This is a genomic window from Burkholderia sp. AcTa6-5 (genome assembly GCF_017815075.1).
Classification (GTDB): Bacteria; Pseudomonadota; Gammaproteobacteria; order Burkholderiales; family Burkholderiaceae; genus Burkholderia; species Burkholderia sola.
Window position 1 is genome coordinate 61,677 of record NZ_JAGIQE010000031.1, and the last position, 16,510, is coordinate 78,186.

At 67.6% G+C, this 16,510-nt stretch carries 15 protein-coding genes; 3 read left to right on the plus strand and 12 right to left on the minus strand.

Annotation, left to right across the window (positions count from 1 at the left end; genetic code table 11):
• Positions 1–37: 37 nt before the first annotated feature.
• A complete protein-coding gene (gene alaS, locus J8I33_RS29965) occupies positions 38–2,662 on the minus strand; it encodes an alanine--tRNA ligase (protein WP_209928618.1) in 2,625 nt (874 codons plus the stop codon).
• Positions 2,663–2,931: 269 nt separating this feature from the next.
• Between alaS and J8I33_RS29970 the strand changes: the two genes are divergently transcribed.
• Entirely contained in the window at positions 2,932–4,152 is a 1,221-nt protein-coding gene (locus J8I33_RS29970; protein WP_209939647.1) for a CaiB/BaiF CoA-transferase family protein, read from the plus strand.
• Between the two features lie 60 nt (positions 4,153–4,212).
• On the opposite strand, the gene J8I33_RS29975 is transcribed toward J8I33_RS29970, so the two are convergent.
• The 4 genes from J8I33_RS29975 to J8I33_RS29990 form a co-directional block, all read right to left on the minus strand.
• Positions 4,213–4,791, minus strand: coding sequence for a hypothetical protein (locus J8I33_RS29975; RefSeq protein ID WP_209928623.1), 579 nt, complete (start codon positions 4,789–4,791; stop codon positions 4,213–4,215).
• Complete coding sequence (locus tag J8I33_RS29980) at positions 4,788–5,072, minus strand: L,D-transpeptidase (protein WP_245170492.1); 285 nt, start codon at positions 5,070–5,072, stop codon at positions 4,788–4,790. The genes J8I33_RS29975 and J8I33_RS29980 overlap by 4 nt, the downstream gene beginning before the upstream one ends.
• A gap of 419 nt (positions 5,073–5,491) precedes the next feature.
• A complete protein-coding gene (locus J8I33_RS29985; protein WP_209939648.1) occupies positions 5,492–6,046 on the minus strand; it encodes an alpha/beta hydrolase in 555 nt (184 codons plus the stop codon).
• A gap of 179 nt (positions 6,047–6,225) precedes the next feature.
• On the minus strand, positions 6,226–6,435 hold the full coding sequence (locus J8I33_RS29990; protein WP_006497729.1) for an ornithine acetyltransferase: 210 nt from the start codon (positions 6,433–6,435) through the stop codon (positions 6,226–6,228).
• A 254-nt stretch (positions 6,436–6,689) separates the two neighbouring features.
• Here J8I33_RS29990 and J8I33_RS29995 point away from each other — a divergent pair, with 254 nt between their 5' ends.
• On the plus strand, positions 6,690–8,399 hold the full coding sequence (locus J8I33_RS29995; protein WP_050017607.1) for a glutamine--tRNA ligase/YqeY domain fusion protein: 1,710 nt from the start codon (positions 6,690–6,692) through the stop codon (positions 8,397–8,399).
• 133 nt (positions 8,400–8,532) lie between these two features.
• On the opposite strand, the gene J8I33_RS30000 is transcribed toward J8I33_RS29995, so the two are convergent.
• From J8I33_RS30000 to J8I33_RS30010, 3 genes are all read right to left on the minus strand, one after another.
• Positions 8,533–9,006, minus strand: coding sequence for an NUDIX hydrolase (locus J8I33_RS30000; RefSeq protein WP_209939653.1), 474 nt, complete (start codon positions 9,004–9,006; stop codon positions 8,533–8,535).
• A gap of 8 nt (positions 9,007–9,014) precedes the next feature.
• The gene (locus tag J8I33_RS30005; RefSeq protein WP_209929369.1) at positions 9,015–9,401 is read right to left on the minus strand and encodes a hypothetical protein; all 387 of its coding nucleotides are present in this window, start codon (positions 9,399–9,401) and stop codon (positions 9,015–9,017) included.
• Between the two features lie 124 nt (positions 9,402–9,525).
• Positions 9,526–10,875 carry a cytochrome c peroxidase gene (locus tag J8I33_RS30010; RefSeq protein ID WP_209939649.1) on the minus strand — a complete coding sequence of 450 codons (1,350 nt, stop codon included), beginning with the start codon at positions 10,873–10,875 and terminating at the stop codon, positions 9,526–9,528.
• A gap of 221 nt (positions 10,876–11,096) precedes the next feature.
• Between J8I33_RS30010 and J8I33_RS30015 the strand changes: the two genes are divergently transcribed.
• A complete protein-coding gene (locus J8I33_RS30015; protein WP_209939650.1) occupies positions 11,097–12,683 on the plus strand; it encodes an acid phosphatase in 1,587 nt (528 codons plus the stop codon).
• 121 nt (positions 12,684–12,804) lie between these two features.
• Here the strand turns inward: J8I33_RS30015 and J8I33_RS30020 are convergent, their stop codons facing one another.
• The 4 genes from J8I33_RS30020 to J8I33_RS30035 are packed head-to-tail and all read right to left on the minus strand — an operon-like array spanning position 12,805 to position 16,392.
• Entirely contained in the window at positions 12,805–14,307 is a 1,503-nt protein-coding gene (locus J8I33_RS30020) for an alginate export family protein (RefSeq protein ID WP_209929366.1), read from the minus strand.
• The gene (locus tag J8I33_RS30025) at positions 14,304–15,002 is read right to left on the minus strand and encodes a YoaK family protein (RefSeq protein ID WP_209929365.1); all 699 of its coding nucleotides are present in this window, start codon (positions 15,000–15,002) and stop codon (positions 14,304–14,306) included. Before J8I33_RS30025 ends, J8I33_RS30020 begins: the two co-directional genes overlap by 4 nt.
• Positions 14,999–15,913, minus strand: a complete 915-nt coding sequence (locus tag J8I33_RS30030; protein ID WP_209939651.1) for a glyoxalase — start codon at positions 15,911–15,913, stop codon at positions 14,999–15,001. The genes J8I33_RS30025 and J8I33_RS30030 overlap by 4 nt, the downstream gene beginning before the upstream one ends.
• A gap of 26 nt (positions 15,914–15,939) precedes the next feature.
• Positions 15,940–16,392 carry a DoxX family protein gene (locus tag J8I33_RS30035; RefSeq protein ID WP_209939652.1) on the minus strand — a complete coding sequence of 151 codons (453 nt, stop codon included), beginning with the start codon at positions 16,390–16,392 and terminating at the stop codon, positions 15,940–15,942.
• Positions 16,393–16,510: the final 118 nt, after the last annotated feature.

Sequence of the window (16,510 nt, forward strand, 5' to 3'; positions counted from 1 at the left end):
CCGTCGGTGGGGCGGCATCGCATCGTTCGTGCAACGATCAGAGCCGTTCTTCGACCCAGCCCTTCACGCCGGCCAGCGCGCCCGGCAGGTTCGCCGGCTCGGTGCCGCCCGCCTGCGCCATGTCCGGACGACCGCCGCCCTTGCCGCCGACCTGCTGCGCGACGAAGTTCACGAGCTCGCCGGCCTTGACCTTCTTGCTCGCGTCCGGCGTGACGCCCGCGATCAGGCTGACCTTGCCGCCTTCGACGGCCGCCAGCACGATCGCCGCGCGCTTCAGCTTGTCCTTCAGCTTGTCGACCGTTTCGCGCAGCGTCTTCGCGTCGGCGCCGTCGAGCGTCGCGGCCAGCACGTACACGCCGCCGACTTCGACGGCCTGCTGCGCGAGCTCGTCGCCCTGGCTCGACGCGAGCTTCGACTTCAGCGCGCCCAGCTCCTTCTCGAGCGACTTCACCTGGTCCTGCACCTGCGCGATGCGCTGCGTGAGTTCCGACGGCTGCGCCTTCAGCGCGGCCGCGGCTTCGTTCACGCGTGCATCGAGCTCCTGCACGTAACGCACCGCGTTGTCGCCGGTGATCGCCTCGACGCGGCGGATGCCGGCCGCGACGCCGCCTTCGACGACGATCTTGAACAGGCCGATGTCGCCGGTGCGGTGCACGTGCGTGCCGCCGCAGAGTTCGCGCGAGAAGCCGAGGTCGAGCACGCGCACTTCGTCGCCGTACTTCTCGCCGAACAGCGCCATCGCGCCGCCCTTCACCGCTTCGTCGTACGGCATCACGCGCACGATGCTCGGCGCGTTCGCGAGGATTTCGTTGTTGACGATCTGCTCGACGCGACGGATTTCGTCGTCGGTCATCGGTGCGTTGTGCGCGAAGTCGAAACGGGTCTTTTCCGCGTCGACGAGCGACCCCTTCTGCTGCACGTGCGCGCCGAGCACCTCGCGCAGCGCCTTGTGCATCAGGTGGGTGGCCGAGTGGTTGCGCTGCGTGCGCGCGCGGCGATGCGCGTCGATTTCCGCGCGCAGCACGTCGCCGACCTTAAGCAGGCCCTGCTCCAGCGTGCCGTGATGGCCGATCACGTCGGCCTGCACCTTCAGCGTGTCGGCCACCGCGAAGCGCGTCGCGGCGTTCGCGAGCACGCCCTGGTCGCCGACCTGGCCGCCCGATTCCGCGTAGAACGGCGTGTGGTCGAGCACGACGACCGCATCCTGGCCAGCCTTCACTTCGTTGACGGCCGAGCCGTCGACGTACAGCGCGACGACCTTCGCGTCGTCGAACGCGATTTCCTCGTAACCGTGGAAGGTGGTCTTCGCGCCCGAGTATTCGAGGCCCTGCGTGGCCTTGAACTTGCCGGCCGCACGCGCCTGCTCGCGCTGGCGCGCCATCGCGTCGTCGAAGGCCGGCTCGTCGACCGTCATCCCGCGCTCGCGGCACACGTCGGCCGTCAGGTCCAGCGGGAAGCCGTAGGTATCGTGCAGCTTGAACGCGAGCTCGCCGTCGAGCACCTTGCCGCCCTTCGCTTCGACATCCGCCAGCGCGGCTTCGAGGATCGACATCCCGTGCTCGATCGTCTCGAAGAAGCGCTCTTCTTCCTGGCGCAGCACGTCGGTCACGCGCTGCTCGGCTTCCTTCAGCTCCGGATAGGCGGTGCCCATCTCGGCGACGAGGTCGGCCACCAGCTTGTGGAAGAACGCGCCCTTGCGGCCGAGCTTGTAGCCGTGGCGGATCGCGCGGCGCACGATGCGGCGCAGCACGTAGCCGCGGCCTTCGTTGCCGGGAATCACGCCGTCGACGATCAGGAACGAGCACGCGCGAATGTGATCGGCGATCACCTTCAGCGAGTTGTTCGTGAGGTCGCTGATTTCGGTCACGCGCGCGGCGGCCTTGATCAGGTTCTGGAACAGGTCGATCTCGTAGTTGCTGTGCACGTGCTGCAGCACCGCGGCGAGACGCTCGAGGCCCATGCCGGTGTCGACCGACTGCTTCGGCAGGCGCGTCATGTTGCCCTGCGCGTCGCGGTTGAACTGCATGAACACGAGGTTCCAGATCTCGATGTAGCGGTCGCCGTCTTCTTCAGGCGACCCCGGCGGGCCGCCCCACACGTCCGGGCCGTGGTCGTAGAAGATTTCGGTGCACGGGCCGCACGGGCCGGTGTCGCCCATCGTCCAGAAGTTGTCCGACGCGTAGCGCGCGCCCTTGTTGTCGCCGATCCGGATGATCCGCTCGGTCGGCACGCCGACTTCCTTCGCCCAGATGTCGTACGCCTCGTCGTCTTCCTGGTAGACGGTGACCCACAGCTTTTCCTTCGGCAGCTGGTAGACCGTGGTCAGCAGCTCCCACGCGAACTTGATCGCGTCGTGCTTGAAGTAGTCGCCGAACGAGAAGTTGCCGAGCATCTCGAAGAACGTGTGGTGGCGCGCCGTGTAGCCGACGTTCTCGAGGTCGTTGTGCTTGCCGCCCGCGCGCACGCTGCGCTGCGCCGTCGTGGCGCGCGAGTACGGACGCGGATCCGTGCCGAGGAACACGTCCTTGAACTGGACCATGCCCGAGTTCGTGAACATCAGCGTGGGGTCGTTACCGGGCACGAGGCTCGACGAGCGGACGATCGTGTGGCCCTTCGATTCGAAGAATTTGAGGAATTTCTCGCGGATTTCGGCAGCTTTCATGGCGTGCGGGGACAGTCTGGCAAAGACGGCTTCAAACGCCGGCGCCCCAGGCGGGGCGCGCGGCGGCATGGATTCGGAAACGATCGATTATACGATACAGACCGCCCGCCCAAGCGGCAGCGGCCCGCTGCGACGGGCGACCGGCGTGGGCGACCGGCGTGGGCGACCGGCCTGGGCCACCCGCGCGGCCGATTCGCCTTAAGATGCTCGACATGCCAATCGGCCTTGCCCGTCAACGCAGGCCCGCCATGAAAGGAGACGATTCGACGATGGGTGCCCTGAGCCATATCCGCGTGCTGGACCTGACCCGCGTGCTCGCGGGCCCGTGGTGCGCGCAGACCCTCGCCGATTTCGGCGCGGACGTGATCAAGGTCGAGCGCCCGGGCGCCGGCGACGACACGCGCCACTGGGGGCCGCCGTACCTGAAGGACGCGGACGGCGCGGATACCGCCGAGGCCGCGTACTACCTCGCGGCGAACCGCAACAAACGCTCGGTGACGGTCGACATCGCGACGCCGGAAGGCCAGCAGATCGTGCGCGAGCTTGCCGCGCAAAGCGACGTCGTGCTCGAGAACTACAAGGTCGGGCAATTGAAGAAGTACGGGCTCGATTACGACTCGCTGCGGGCGGTGAAGCCCGATCTCGTCTACTGCTCGGTCACCGGCTTCGGCCAGACCGGGCCGTACGCGCATCGCGCGGGCTACGACTTCATCGTGCAGGGGATCGGCGGCTTCATGAGCATCACCGGCGAACGCGACGGCGAGCCGGGCGGCGGCCCGCAGAAGGCCGGCGTCGCGATCGCCGATCTCGCGACCGGCCTCTATTCGACGATCGCCGTGCTCGCCGCGCTCGCGCACCGCGACCGCACGGGCGAAGGCCAGTACATCGACATGGCGCTGCTCGACGTGCAGGTCGCGCTGCTCGCGAACATGAACACCAACTTCCTCGCGAGCGGCAAGCCGCCGGTGCGCTGGGGCAACGCGCACCCGAACATCGTGCCGTACCAGACGTTCCAGACGCGCGACGGCTGGATCATCGTGGCGGTCGGCAACGACGGGCAGTTCCGCAAGTTCGTCGAGACGGGCGGCCGGCCCGAGCTGGCCGACGACGAGCGCTTCGCGACGAACCCGTCGCGCGTGCGTCACCGCGACACGCTGGTGCCGATCCTCGCGGAGATGGTGAAGGCGCGCGACAAGGCCGACTGGATCGGCGCGCTCGAAGCGGCCGGCGTGCCGTGCGGGCCGATCAACGATCTCGACGAGGTGTTCGACAACGAGCAGGTGGTCGCGCGCGGGATGCAGGTCTCGCTGCCGCATCCGTGCGGCGCGGACGTGAAGCTCGTGCGCAACCCGATCCGGATGAGCGCGACGCCGCCCGACGCGCGCACGGCCCCGCCGCTGCTCGGCGCGCAGACGGAAGACGTGTTGCGCGACATGCTCGGCTACGACGACGAGCGGATTGCCGCGTTGAAGGCGAAGCAGGCGATCTGAGCGCGTGTGACACCCGGCCCGGCCGCCCACGCAAGCAGTGTCGGCCAGGTATATCGGGGGTCAGCGCCGCGCAAGCGTATCGCACCCGCCAGCGAGCAGTGCGAGCGCGGCACGCGCGGCCGGATCGACGACGATCGCGCGACCACCCGCGCCCGGGAGGCCGGTGACTGCCACCGCGGCCGTATCGGCCGCCCCCCCATGGAATACCAATGCCGGAAGCGGTTCGGAGGCGATACGATCGCGCATTTCCAGCGTGCCGAGCGGCGTCGGGAACGCAGTCGCGAGCTCGGCGCCGCTCGGCACGCTACCGCGCGCAATCAGCGTGGTGAGCGGCGCGAGCCGGTCGGCCAGCCCAGGTGGCGCAACACACTGCCGGGAAGCACGGCCGTCGGCAAACGTGACGCGCACGGAGAATGGCGTCGCCGGCTGCACGCGATGCGCGTTCACGCTCAGCGTACCCGCGGTGTAGACGAACGACATCACCTCATCCGGCTGCACGCTGAGTATTTCGTTACCCGGCGCGATCAGCGCGGGACTGCCGGCACTTCCGACCATGCTTCGCCAAGCCAATCCAACGAGCACTGCGACGAACACCACGCCAGCCGCGCGTACGACACGGCCTGTTGCCGCGCGCGTCATGACACCTGCACCATGGTTCCGACCGGTGTCCATTCGTACAGTTGCCGCGCATCGGCTTCGCTCAGCCGCACACATCCGCGCGAGCCGAACCAGTCACTCAGCGAATGGCGAGCCAGCCGCACGACGCCGAGCGGCATCGGGCCGTGGTATTGATGAAAAGCCTTGCCATCCGTGGTGAAGAACATTGCATGATCCATCTGCACGTTATACATGCGACTGCGATAAGGGTGGTGCTTGCGGAGGATTCTGAACGTGCCCCGATCGGTCGGGTGCTCGCGCATCGGCTGTCACGCAGTCGAAGCGGAACACGCAAACGCGCCCCTCGTATGCTTCCACGCATTGCCGTGACAGATCAACCTGAATCCGTTTCGTCGCGGCTCCGTTGTTTTCTTTGGTGCGGTCCGATCGTGCGGGCTGGACTGGCATGGAGGCCTTCCGTCTGGTCGAATGGCCCGCCAGACTGCCCATTACCGGCTTCAAGCGATATCGGACACGTCAGAAATTCGGAGCGCTGTCCGATAGCAGATGAGCCTGCTGCCGCGCACGCCCACCAAGCGATGAGCCCGGATGGCGCGACGTGCTTCGGGGACTGCCGACGCGCACGGCTACGCCGCTGCTCGGCGACGACGACGAACGGATCGCGGCGTTAAAGGCGAAGCCGACGATCTGAAGGTCCTGCGATCCGCCCTGCGCGATACGGTCAACCCGCGACCGCCAGCGCATCGAGCCAGCCGCGCGCTTGCGGCCAGTCGCCGAGCCCGCTGTCGGCGTTGATGTGGCCGCGCGGGCCGAGGTTATGGAACGTGCTGCCCCACGCGTTCGCGCAGCCGCGTGCGAACGCGAGCGAACCGTACGGATCGTCGCTGCTCGCAACCACGCAGGTCGGAAACGGCAACCGCTCGTGCGGCACCGGGCCGAAGCCGTGCGCGTCAGCCGGAAACACGGGCCCGGCCGGATCGGGCAATGCGACGAGCAGCGCGCCGCGCACTTTCGCGAGCGCGGCCGGCCGCGCGTAGCGGGTCGCCCACCATGCGGTGGTCAGCGTACCGAGGCTGTGGCCGACGATCAGCACGGGCCCGCGCGCGGCTTCGACCGCCCGGTCGAGCGCGCGACACCAGCCGTTGCGAAACGCGTGGTTCCAGTCCGGCATCGCAATCCGCACGAAACGCGGATCGGCGCGCTCCCAGCGGCTCTGCCAGTGAAGCGGGCCCGAATTGGCGTAGCCGGGCAAGACGAAAACGACGGGGTCGGTCATGGAAGGATTCGTCGACGAATGGAATCGTGTTGTAGCGTCGACGCAGTGTCGCACACCCGCCTCTCCCTGATGGTGCCTGTCAAAATCCGGGGGATGTGCGTGACCTTCAAGCGGTCGTGACGCACTCAGCCAGGCGTCACGACCAGGGGCCGGCGGTCGGGTACGCCCGCCGGCGTGAATCAGCGTACGCCGGCGCCGACCAGGCCGCCTGCCGCCGCGCCGGCCACCGTGCCGACCGGGCCGCCGGTGATCAGGTAGCCGAGCGCGCCACCCGCGGCCGCGCCGATACCGGCGTTACGCTGCGTATGCGTCATCGCGCAGGCGCCGAGTTGCGACAGGGCCGCGACGATCACCGCGGTACGAACGAGAAAAGTGGTCTTCTTCATCATGATTGTTGGCTTCCTCCCGCCTCGCAAAAATCGCGATTGGCGGCATTGAATCGGTGAAGCCATCATAGGAAAAGCCGAACGACGCCCGCAATCCGATTTACGTCGTGTTACAGCCGACACACACTCGATATATTGCGATACGCATCGCGAACCGACGGCGCCCGACCGGCAGCCCGCGCGGGACGGACCCCGGTCAGGTAGAATTACAGGATTAAACCGGCGCGACGCGCCGACACAACCCTGACGCCAACCGCATGAGCACCGAACGCAACGACGCCCCCGCGGCTTCCAATTTCATCCGCAACATCATCGATGACGACAACCGCACCGGCAAATGGGGCGGCCGCGTCGAGACGCGCTTCCCGCCCGAGCCGAACGGCTATCTGCACATCGGCCACGCGAAGAGCATCTGCCTGAACTTCAGCGTCGCGCGCGACTACGGCGGCGTGTGCCACCTGCGCTTCGACGACACGAACCCGGAAAAGGAAAGCGTCGAATACGTCGACTCGATCGTCGACGCGGTGCGCTGGCTCGGTTTCGACTGGCGCAAGGACGCGGTCGATCACCAGTATTTCGCGAGCGACTACTACGACAAGCTGTACGAGTTCGCCGAGCTGCTGATCCAGCGGGGCAAGGCGTACGTCGACAGCCAGAGCGCCGACGAAATGCGCGCGAATCGCGGCTCGCTGACCGAAGGCGGCAAGCCGTCGCCGTTCCGCGACCGCTCGCCCGAGGAAAACCTCGACCTGTTCCGCCGCATGAAGGCCGGCGAGTTCAAGGAAGGCGAGCACGTGCTGCGCGCGAAGATCGACATGGCGTCGCCAAACATGAACATGCGCGACCCGGTGATCTACCGGATCCGCTACGCGCACCACTACCGCACCGGCGACGCCTGGTGCGTGTATCCGATGTACGACTACACGCACTGCATCTCGGATGCGCTCGAAGGCATCACGCACTCGCTGTGCACGCTCGAATTCGAGGATCACCGCCCGCTGTACGACTGGGTGCTGAACGAACTCGCGGAAGCCGGCGTGTTCGCGCGTCCGCTGCCGCAACAGATCGAATTCTCGCGGCTGAATCTCACGTACGCGATCACCAGCAAGCGCAAGCTGCTGCAGCTCGTCACCGAAGGCCACGTCGACGGCTGGGACGACCCGCGGATGCCGACGATCGTCGGCGTGCGCCGCCGCGGCTTCACGCCGGAGAGCATCCACCTGTTCTGCGAGCGGATCGGCGTGACGAAGATCGATTCGTGGATCGACATGAGCATCTTCGAAGGCGCGCTGCGCGACGACCTCGACGACAAGGCCGCGCGCACGGTCGCGGTGCTCGATCCGCTGAAGCTCGTGATCGACAACTATCCGGAAGACCTCGAGGAAGCGTGCACGGCGCCCGTGCATCCGCACCATCCGGACCGCGGCGTGCGCACGTTTCCGATCTCGCGCGAGCTGTGGATCGAGCGCGAGGATTTCGTCGAGAATCCGCCGAAGGGCTATTTCCGGCTGTTCCCGGGCAACAAGGTGCGCCTGCGCTACGGCTACGTGATCGAATGCACGGGCTTCGACAAGGACGCCGACGGCAACGTGACGGCCGTGCACTGCAACTACTTCCCGGACAGCAAGTCGGGCACCGAAGGCGCGAACACGTACAAGGTCAAGGGCAACATCCACTGGGTCAGCGCGAAGCACGCGCAGCCGGCCGAAGTGCGGATCTACGACCGCCTGTTCAAGGAGCCGCACCCGGACGCGGGCGGCGCGAACTTCCTCGAGGCGCTGAACCCCGATTCGAAGAAGATCGTGCAGGCGTACGTCGAGCCGGGCAACGGCGATGTCGCGCCGGAAACGCGCCTGCAGTTCGAGCGCCACGGCTACTTTGTTGCAGACCGTGTCGATTCGAAGCCGGGCAAGCCGGTGTTCAACCGGATCGTCGGGCTGCGCGACAGCTGGGGCAAGCCGGCCTGACGGCCTGCTCCGCGCGGCGGCGGGCGGCTTCGCAAGTCGCCCCGCTGCCTGCCCATGAAAAAACCGGCTCGAGGGCCGGTTTTTTCATGGGCGGGCGCCGAAGGACGGCAGACGTGGAAGCCGCGGCGCCCGTTCACGCACCCGACAATCGCCGATGCAACTCCACCAGCGACAGCTTCGTACGAAACAGCCGCGCGAGACTCCGGCTCGCATAGGTGTCGACGTCGCCCGGCACGGTCCAGCGGTACGCGTCCATCTCGGGAATCATCGAGCCGTCGCGACGGCTCGGAAACAGCGACGTACACGTGCACTGCGCGGGATCGATCTCGCCGTCGGCCACCTGCACCGCGAACAGGTGCAGATCCTTGTCGTGCCGGTACGCGAAGCGGCCCAGATCGAGCAAGCGCGCCGGCGCGAACTCGATGCCGGTTTCCTCGAGCAGTTCGCGCAGCGCGGCGTCGGCCGGCGTCTCGCCCGGCTCGCCCTGCCCCTTCGGGATGTCCCAGTGCGTGGTGTCCGTCGCGTGCGCGAGGAACACGCGGCCATCCGCATCGAGGATCACGACGCCGCACGACACCGTGCGCGCCGCGCCGCCCCGCTTCGTCACGTGCGTGCTCAGCGCTTCTGCAGCTGCCACTTGCCCGCGGCCGTCTTGCAGTAGACGGGCTTGAGCGTCATCGTCTGGCCCTTCGCGGCGATTTCGGTCGCGATTTCGCGGCAGGTCTTGCCGTCCGTCTCGGTCGTGCTCGGCGTGAGCTTCGCGTCGATCTGCGTGCCGCGGCCGCTGCTCTGCCATGTCGTGGTTTCGCCGTCCTTGCCTTCGTCGCGCGCCTGCACGACCGCCTTGGACAGCGACGCGCGATCGGTCTTGCTGAAATAGCTGATCGGCGTGTCGTTCAGGAAGTTCAGGTTGTTCTGTGCATGGGCGGGCAGCATCGCGGCTGCGCACGCGGCGCCGGCCAGCACGCGCGTGACGACGGAAAGGGATGCACGCATCGACATGTTTTTCTCCTTGGATGTTCGATCGAACGGCGTGGCGCAAGCCGGCGAACCGGGGGCCGGCCCTCCGGCGCGCGCCACGACCGTCAGCGAGCGAGCATAGCATGCGTGCTGCGGTGAACGCCTTCTACGGCTTGGCTAACGCGGCCGTTTGCTGATATCCGTCAGTCAGCGTGCCGAGGAACGCGATCACATCCTTGATCTCGGCCGCGTTCAGCGCCGGCGGGTCGCCGCGCTTGCGGTCGAACGGCGGCTCGCGGTTGATGTTCGGCCAGTAGCGCTTCGGCAAATCGTCGTAGATCTGCACCTTGCCGTGCACGACCGGGTAGAACTTCTCCGGATGGATGTCGCGCTCGACGTAGAAGCGCATCACGTCCTCGAGCGAGTGATAGACGCCGTTGTGGAAGAACGTCTTGCGCAGCGCGACGTTGCGCAGCGACGGCGTGCGGAACAGCCCGCAGAATTCGTCGCGCCCCTTCAGGTCGGTGCGTTCGGGGCCGCAGGCGCCGAGATCGTGGAAGCGCGGGTCGCGATTGACGGGCAGCGCGCGGTTGCGCGGCGCCGCGATCGCGATCAGCCCGAAATCGCTGAACTGCGGCGGGCCGCCTTCGAGCGTGCGCTGGCTGATGTGACAGCTCGCGCAGTTGCCCTTCTTCTCGTCGTTGAACAGCTGCAGCCCGTGCAGCTCCGCGGGCGTGAGCTGTGCGTGGCCGGCCAGATACGCGTCGTATTTGCTCGTGTACGGATCGAACAGCGCCGGCTGCTGCTGGAATGCGTCGAGCGCGCGGAGCACCGCACCGAACGTCGCCTGGTCGTCGCCGAGCACCGTTTCGCCGAACGCCTTGCGGAATGCATCGGCATACGGCGCGGCGCGAACCGCCTTCGCGACCCGTGCGGGCGAACTGCTCATCTCGAACGGCGACGTGAGCGGAATGCGCGCCTGCGCATCGCGCGTATCGACGCGACCGTCCCAGGTCAATCCGCCGGTCGGACCCGCGTCGATGCTTTCGTCCCCTTCGTCCGGCGAATCGTGGAAGTGCTCGCTGAACGGCGGGATGCCGCGCAGGTACTTCAGCGACGGCACCGCGCGAAAGCCGGTACGGTGCATGTCGTCGCCGCCGAGCTGCACCGACAGCGCGTTCGGCGGCCCGAACGCATGCTCGGCGCTGTGGCACGACGCGCAAGCGAGCTTGCCGGACCCGGACAGCGACGGATCGAAGAACAGCTGCTTGCCGAGCGCCGTCATCTGCTTCACGCCCTCGAACACCTGCGCGCGCGTCTGCGGCTGGCCGGCCGGCGCGACCGCCGGGCTGGCCGGCGCGGCCTGGGCCGCCGGTACGACGGACGCGGCCGATGCAGTCGTGCCGGGCTGCGCATCGCAACCGGCGAGCGCCGCGAGCGCGCCGGCCACCGCGAGCGTCGCCGCGGCAGGGATCAGCGATCGCGCGAACGCGAAGGATTTCAGCAGGGTGTGCATTCGTTGTTCGGGTAGCGGTGGGCAATCGGCCGGAGCTTATGTCAGTTCCGTGACCGTTCAATGACGTTCCACCGACAGTCAATTGAAAGCGCCCCTACACCCGGCTGTCAAATCGGTTCCAGATAATGCGCGCAGCCGGGCGGTACCGCGAGGTTCGTGCGCCGGCCCTTCCGCCACCCGGTTCCCACACGCGACCAACGACGAATGAGAGAGAACATCGCATGAAGAAGCACGCCTGGATTCGCTACACGCCGATCGCCCTCGCGGCCGCGCTCAGCCTGACCGCCTGCGGCGGCGACGACGTTACGCAACAGGGCCTGTCGGCCGTCAAGAACGTCGTCGTGATCTACGCGGAAAACCGCAGCTTCGACAACCTGTACGGCAACTTCCCGGGCGCGAACGGTCTGCAGAACGCGACGGCCGCGAACTCGGTGCAGAAGGACCGCGACGGCTCGACGATGGCGACGCTGCCGAAGATCTGGGGCGGCCTGACCGCGACCGGCATCACGCCGGCGGTGACCGAGGCGATGACGGCGAACCTGCCCAACGCGCCGTTCGCGATCGACGATCCGAACGGCTTCAACCAGTCGATGAGCATCGCGACGCGCGACATCGTGCACCGCTTCTACCAGGACCAGATGCAGATCAACGGCGGCAAAAACGACATGTACGCCGCATGGACCGACGCGGGCGGCCTGACGATGGGCCATTACACGGCCGATCCGTCGAAGCTGCCGCTGTGGAAGATCGCGCAGCAGTACGTGCTCGCCGACAACTTCTTCATGGGCGCGTTCGGCGGTTCGTTCCTGAACCACCAGTACCTGGTCTGCGCGTGCGCGCCGTACTACCCGAACGCCGACAAGAGCCCGGCGGCCGGCAAGATCGCAGTCCTGAACGCCGACGGCAAGTCGCTGAAGGTCGCGACGAACTCGCCGGCCTCCGCGCTGAGCGGCCCGCCGAAGTTCGTCAACGACGGCGCGCTGACGCCCGACTTCTACGGCATCAACACGATGCAGCCGGCGTATCAGCCGAGCGGCAACAAGGCGGCCGCGGGCGGCGACCCGCTGCTCGCAGACCCGGCCAATCCGTCGACGATGCCGCCGCAGACGGCGACCAACATCGGCGACCTGATGACCAACGCGGGCGTGTCGTGGGCGTGGTATGCCGGCGCGTGGGGCCAGGCGCTGCAGGCGAGCCAGAACGGCACGTCGAACGTGATCTACGGCGCCGACCTGTCGACGCCGAACTTCCAGCCGCACCACCAGCCGTTCAATTACTTCGCGAACCAGGCGCCGGGCACCGCGAGCCGTGCGCAGCACCTGCTCGACGGCGGCGCGAACGGCGCCGAGTTCATCAAGGCGATCGATGCGGGCGCGTTGCCGCAGGTCACGTTCTACAAGCCGCAAGGCAACCTGAACGAGCACCCGGGCTACACGGACGTCACGTCCGGCGATCAGCACATCGCCGACGTGATCGCGCACCTGCAGGCCAGCCCGCAGTGGAAGAACATGGTCGTGGTCGTCACGTACGACGAAAACGGCGGCTTCTGGGATCATGCGACGCCGCCGAATGCCGATCGCTGGGGCCCGGGCACGCGCATTCCGGCGCTGATCGTGTCGCCGTATGCGAAGAAGGGCTTCGTCGACCACACGCAGTACGACACGGGCTCGATCCTGCGCTTCATCACGCGCCGCTTCTCGCTGCCGCGCCTCGCGGGCCTGCAGCAGCGCGACGACGCGCTGAAGGCGAACGGCGCGCAGCCGATGGGCGACCTGACGAACGCGCTCGCGCTGTCGCCGAACCTGTAACGGCATCGCCGTCACCGCGAACGGGCCGGCCCATGCTACCGGCCCGGACGAACGAAGGGCAGCCCCGCAGTTCACGGGGCTGCCCTTTTTCATGCCGCGTGCGGGTGGCCGCGCGCCGCCGTCACCAGCCGTACTTCAGCTCGACGCCGACGTAATCGGCGTTGTGCCCGCCCGCCTGCCGGATCGCGTCGCCGACCTGGAAGTGCACGGCCTCCACCGCGCCGATCAGGTTCGCGGCGATCGTCCAGTCCGCGCGCAACTGCACGTACATCCCCGTCCACAACCCGCCCTTGCCCGCCGTGCCCGGCACCGGGATGTTCGGCTGCTGATAGACGGCGTCGCCGGTCGTCTCGCGCCACTGGAAGCCCAGCGCGCCGAGCAGCGACAGGTTCGCCGACGGTTTCAGCGTCACGGACGGCTTCACGTGAATCAGGTTCGCGTAGCTCGTATAGCCGGCCAGCGTGAAGTAATAGCCGTTCGGAAACAGCGGATTGAAGGTGCCGACGCGGCCGTCGTGCGGATGCCGGTCGCCCGACGCCGCGTCGACCTGCAGCGCGATGCGCGGCGACCACGGCGCGTCGAGCCTGTAGCCGGCGATCGAACCGACGGCCCACGCGCCGATCGTGGCGTTGCCGACCGTGCCGGTCTGCAGCATCGTTTCGAGATCCCAGTCGAAGCGGCCATGGGTGCCCGTGTAGCGGACGTCCCATACGTCGCGATGCTCGGGGCCGCTCGCATCCAGGAAACGCGCACTGCTGCGGTTGTAGCGCGACCAGTAGCCGGACAGGTCGCCCGGCCCGACCGACTGTCGCTCGAAGCGCACGCCGCTGAACGTGAGGTCGCGATTCGACACGTCGTCGAAATCGGACGCGTCGCGGTTCTGCACCGGCTGCGTCGCATAGCCGATGAAGCGCCACTTGCCGTATTCGTAATCGGCCCACACCGCATCGAACGCCAGCCGCACGTTCGGGCCGTCGCGCGCGGCGATGAAGCGCTGCAAATCGAACGCCATCTCCTGCCGACCGACGCGGAACTTGACCGTGCCACCGCCGAGCGCGCCCGTGTAGGTCGCGAACGCCTGTTCGAGATCGAGCGGGTTTTTATCGACCGGAGACACCGTGTTCTTGCCGAACGCGCGTGCGTCCTGCAATTGCGCGAAGAACTGCCAATGCGGGCCGAGATGCGCATCGGCGTGCACTTCGACGCGCTGGATCACGTACGTATCCGATTGCGCGGCGCCGATGCCGAACAGCGGCGCGTCGTTGGTCTCGAGCCGCTCGCGCAGGTTCACGCCGAGCGACAGATAGGACTGCGGATCGTGGCCGAGCGGGATGTATTTGAGCCCGTCGAGCGGCTCCTGCGGCACGCAGGGACTCGCGAGCACCGACCAGTCTTCCTGCCAACGATTGAACAGGACGGTCGGGCGTTTGGCGGTGCACGTCGATGCGGCGGTCGCCGTGGACGTCGAGGCCGGCGCCGGTTCTTGCGTCGAAGTCGAGGTCGACGCAGCCGCCGTTTCCGCGAACGCCGCGTTGGCGCCCGCGCACAGCAGGCCCGCGACGATCGACGCGCGCGCGGCCCGCTCGAAGCGGCGGCCGTGGCGTCGCCTGCGCCGCTCGATCATGCACGCTCCTGCGTCGGGGTACCGGCCGCTTGCGCGGCGCACAGCGCAAGCGTCGCGAGCGCGCCGACGGGCGCCAGCAGCGCCAGGAACCCGACGTAGCGGAACCCGAGCGCACCGCCCGCCGCGCCGAGCGCGAACGCGACGATCGCCGGCAGCATCTTCGCAAAGCGTGCGCGTGCGGTGGCGCGCACGCTGTCCGCCGTGCCGGGCGACAGCATGTCGATGGCATCGAGAATCGCCTGCGTGACGTTGCCGGTCATCACCGTGTTCGGCACGCCGCCCGTGCGCGCGATCACGCGCGGATGCGCGTTCTGCACGCCCATCGCGAACGTGCCGACGATGCCGGCCACGAGCGCCGCCACGCTGTCGGGCTGCGTGACGGGCGTCGCCCACACGCCGGCCGCGCAGAAGCCGAGCAGCAGCACGGCCTGCACCGTGTGCAGCACGCGCGTGCCCTGCCACGCGGGCCGCGCGGCCATCGACCGCGCGATCAGGCTGCTCGCGATCACGCCGCATACGAACGCCGGAAACACGCTGAGCTTCAGTATGACGCCCTGCCCGAAGCCCGCGAGGCCCGCGCCGATCAGCACGAAGTTGCCGGTCACGTGCGCGGTGAACAGCCCGAACAGCGCGACGAAGCTCAGCGTGTCGACGAAGCCGGCCACCGCGGCGAGAATCGTGTCCTCGTGCTTCATCGCGCTACGCTCGCGTGGATTTCGGCGACGTAGCCGCCCGGGAACTGCACGAGCGCCGCGTCGCGGCCGTCCGACTTGAACGGCGGCACCAGCACCGTCACGCCCGCGCCTTCGGCCTGCTTCAGCGTCGCCGCGAGATCGGCGACTTCGTAGCCGGTCATTTCGCGCCCGAACGGGTAAGGCAGATGGCCGTCGGTCACCAGCACGGTCATCTTGCCGAAGCCCGATTCGATGCGAATCCGGCGGTACGTATCGTCCGGCCGGCCGATCTCGATGCCCGGCGCCTTCAGGTTGTCGGACACCACCCTGCCTTTCGAGAACTTGACGAAGTCGTGCACGAATTTGCGGACGCTTTGCGGCGACACGTACACGCGATTTTCGGGGACGGTCTGCAGCGCGTCGTAATTCGGCGCCTGCGTGTGCCAGTACAGCTGCATGTTCACGCCGCCCGCCCACGTGACGATCGCGTCGCGACCGATCGGATCGGGGAACGTGTCGACGATCACGTCGGCACCGTGCTCGCGTGCGGACTTCACGGCGACGTCCATGTCGGTCACGAGATAGCCGGTACGCTCCGCGCAGAACGGATACGGGATCGGCGTCTTGAAGCCGAACACCGAAATCGTGCCGACCGGCGTCAGCACGAGTTGCGACATCGTCTGGCTCGGCGTCGGCGTGACCTGGAACACGCCCTGCTTCGACTTCTTGCCGCCGAACGTCGCGACGAAGCTGTCGGTGAAGCGATCGAAGTCTTCGGGTGCGACGCACACGTGCGTCGTGTCGTACTGCGGACCGACCGCCACCGTCGGCACGACCGCGGGCGGCGCCGGCGGTTTCGCGAACGTCACGGGGGCGACGGCCAGGCCGCCCGCGAGCGTCGCGGCGAGCAGCACGGAACGAACGGATTTCATCACAGGGTTTCCTGGTTGTTGCATCGTCATCGAATGGAACGGCCATCATCGGCCGATTGCCGCGCATCGTCGAGCACGGTCGCGAGCACGAGTGCCGCGATCAGCCCGAGATGCTCGAAAAAGCTGTTGAGCGCCATGAAGTGTTCGGCACCCGAACGGTTCCAGAAATCGTTCGCCACGACCATCGCGACGAGCGTCAGCATGCCGAGGCTGCCGGCGCCCAGCCACGTGAAACGGCGAAACACCACGCACAGCGAGCCCGCGATCTCGACCGCGATCGCGAGCGCCGCCCACAGTGCGGCCGGCTGCAGGCCGACATGCGCCTGCTCCGCGACCGCGGCGGGGAAGTCGAGCGCCTTCGCGACGCCGCCGAGCAGATAGGCGGACACCAGCGCGACACGCGCGAGCGGCAGGACCCATGGTTGCGCGAGCAGCACGCGGATCCACGCGGGGGTGCGGTAGACGGTGCGCGTCGTCATGTCAGATCGACCAGCACGAACAGCCGAACGCGCCCCAGAAACCCTTCGCGTCCGACGTCGGCAACGTGCTCGCCCATGCGCTCGCGTGCGCATGCTGGTGAAGGTTGCATTCGTTCGC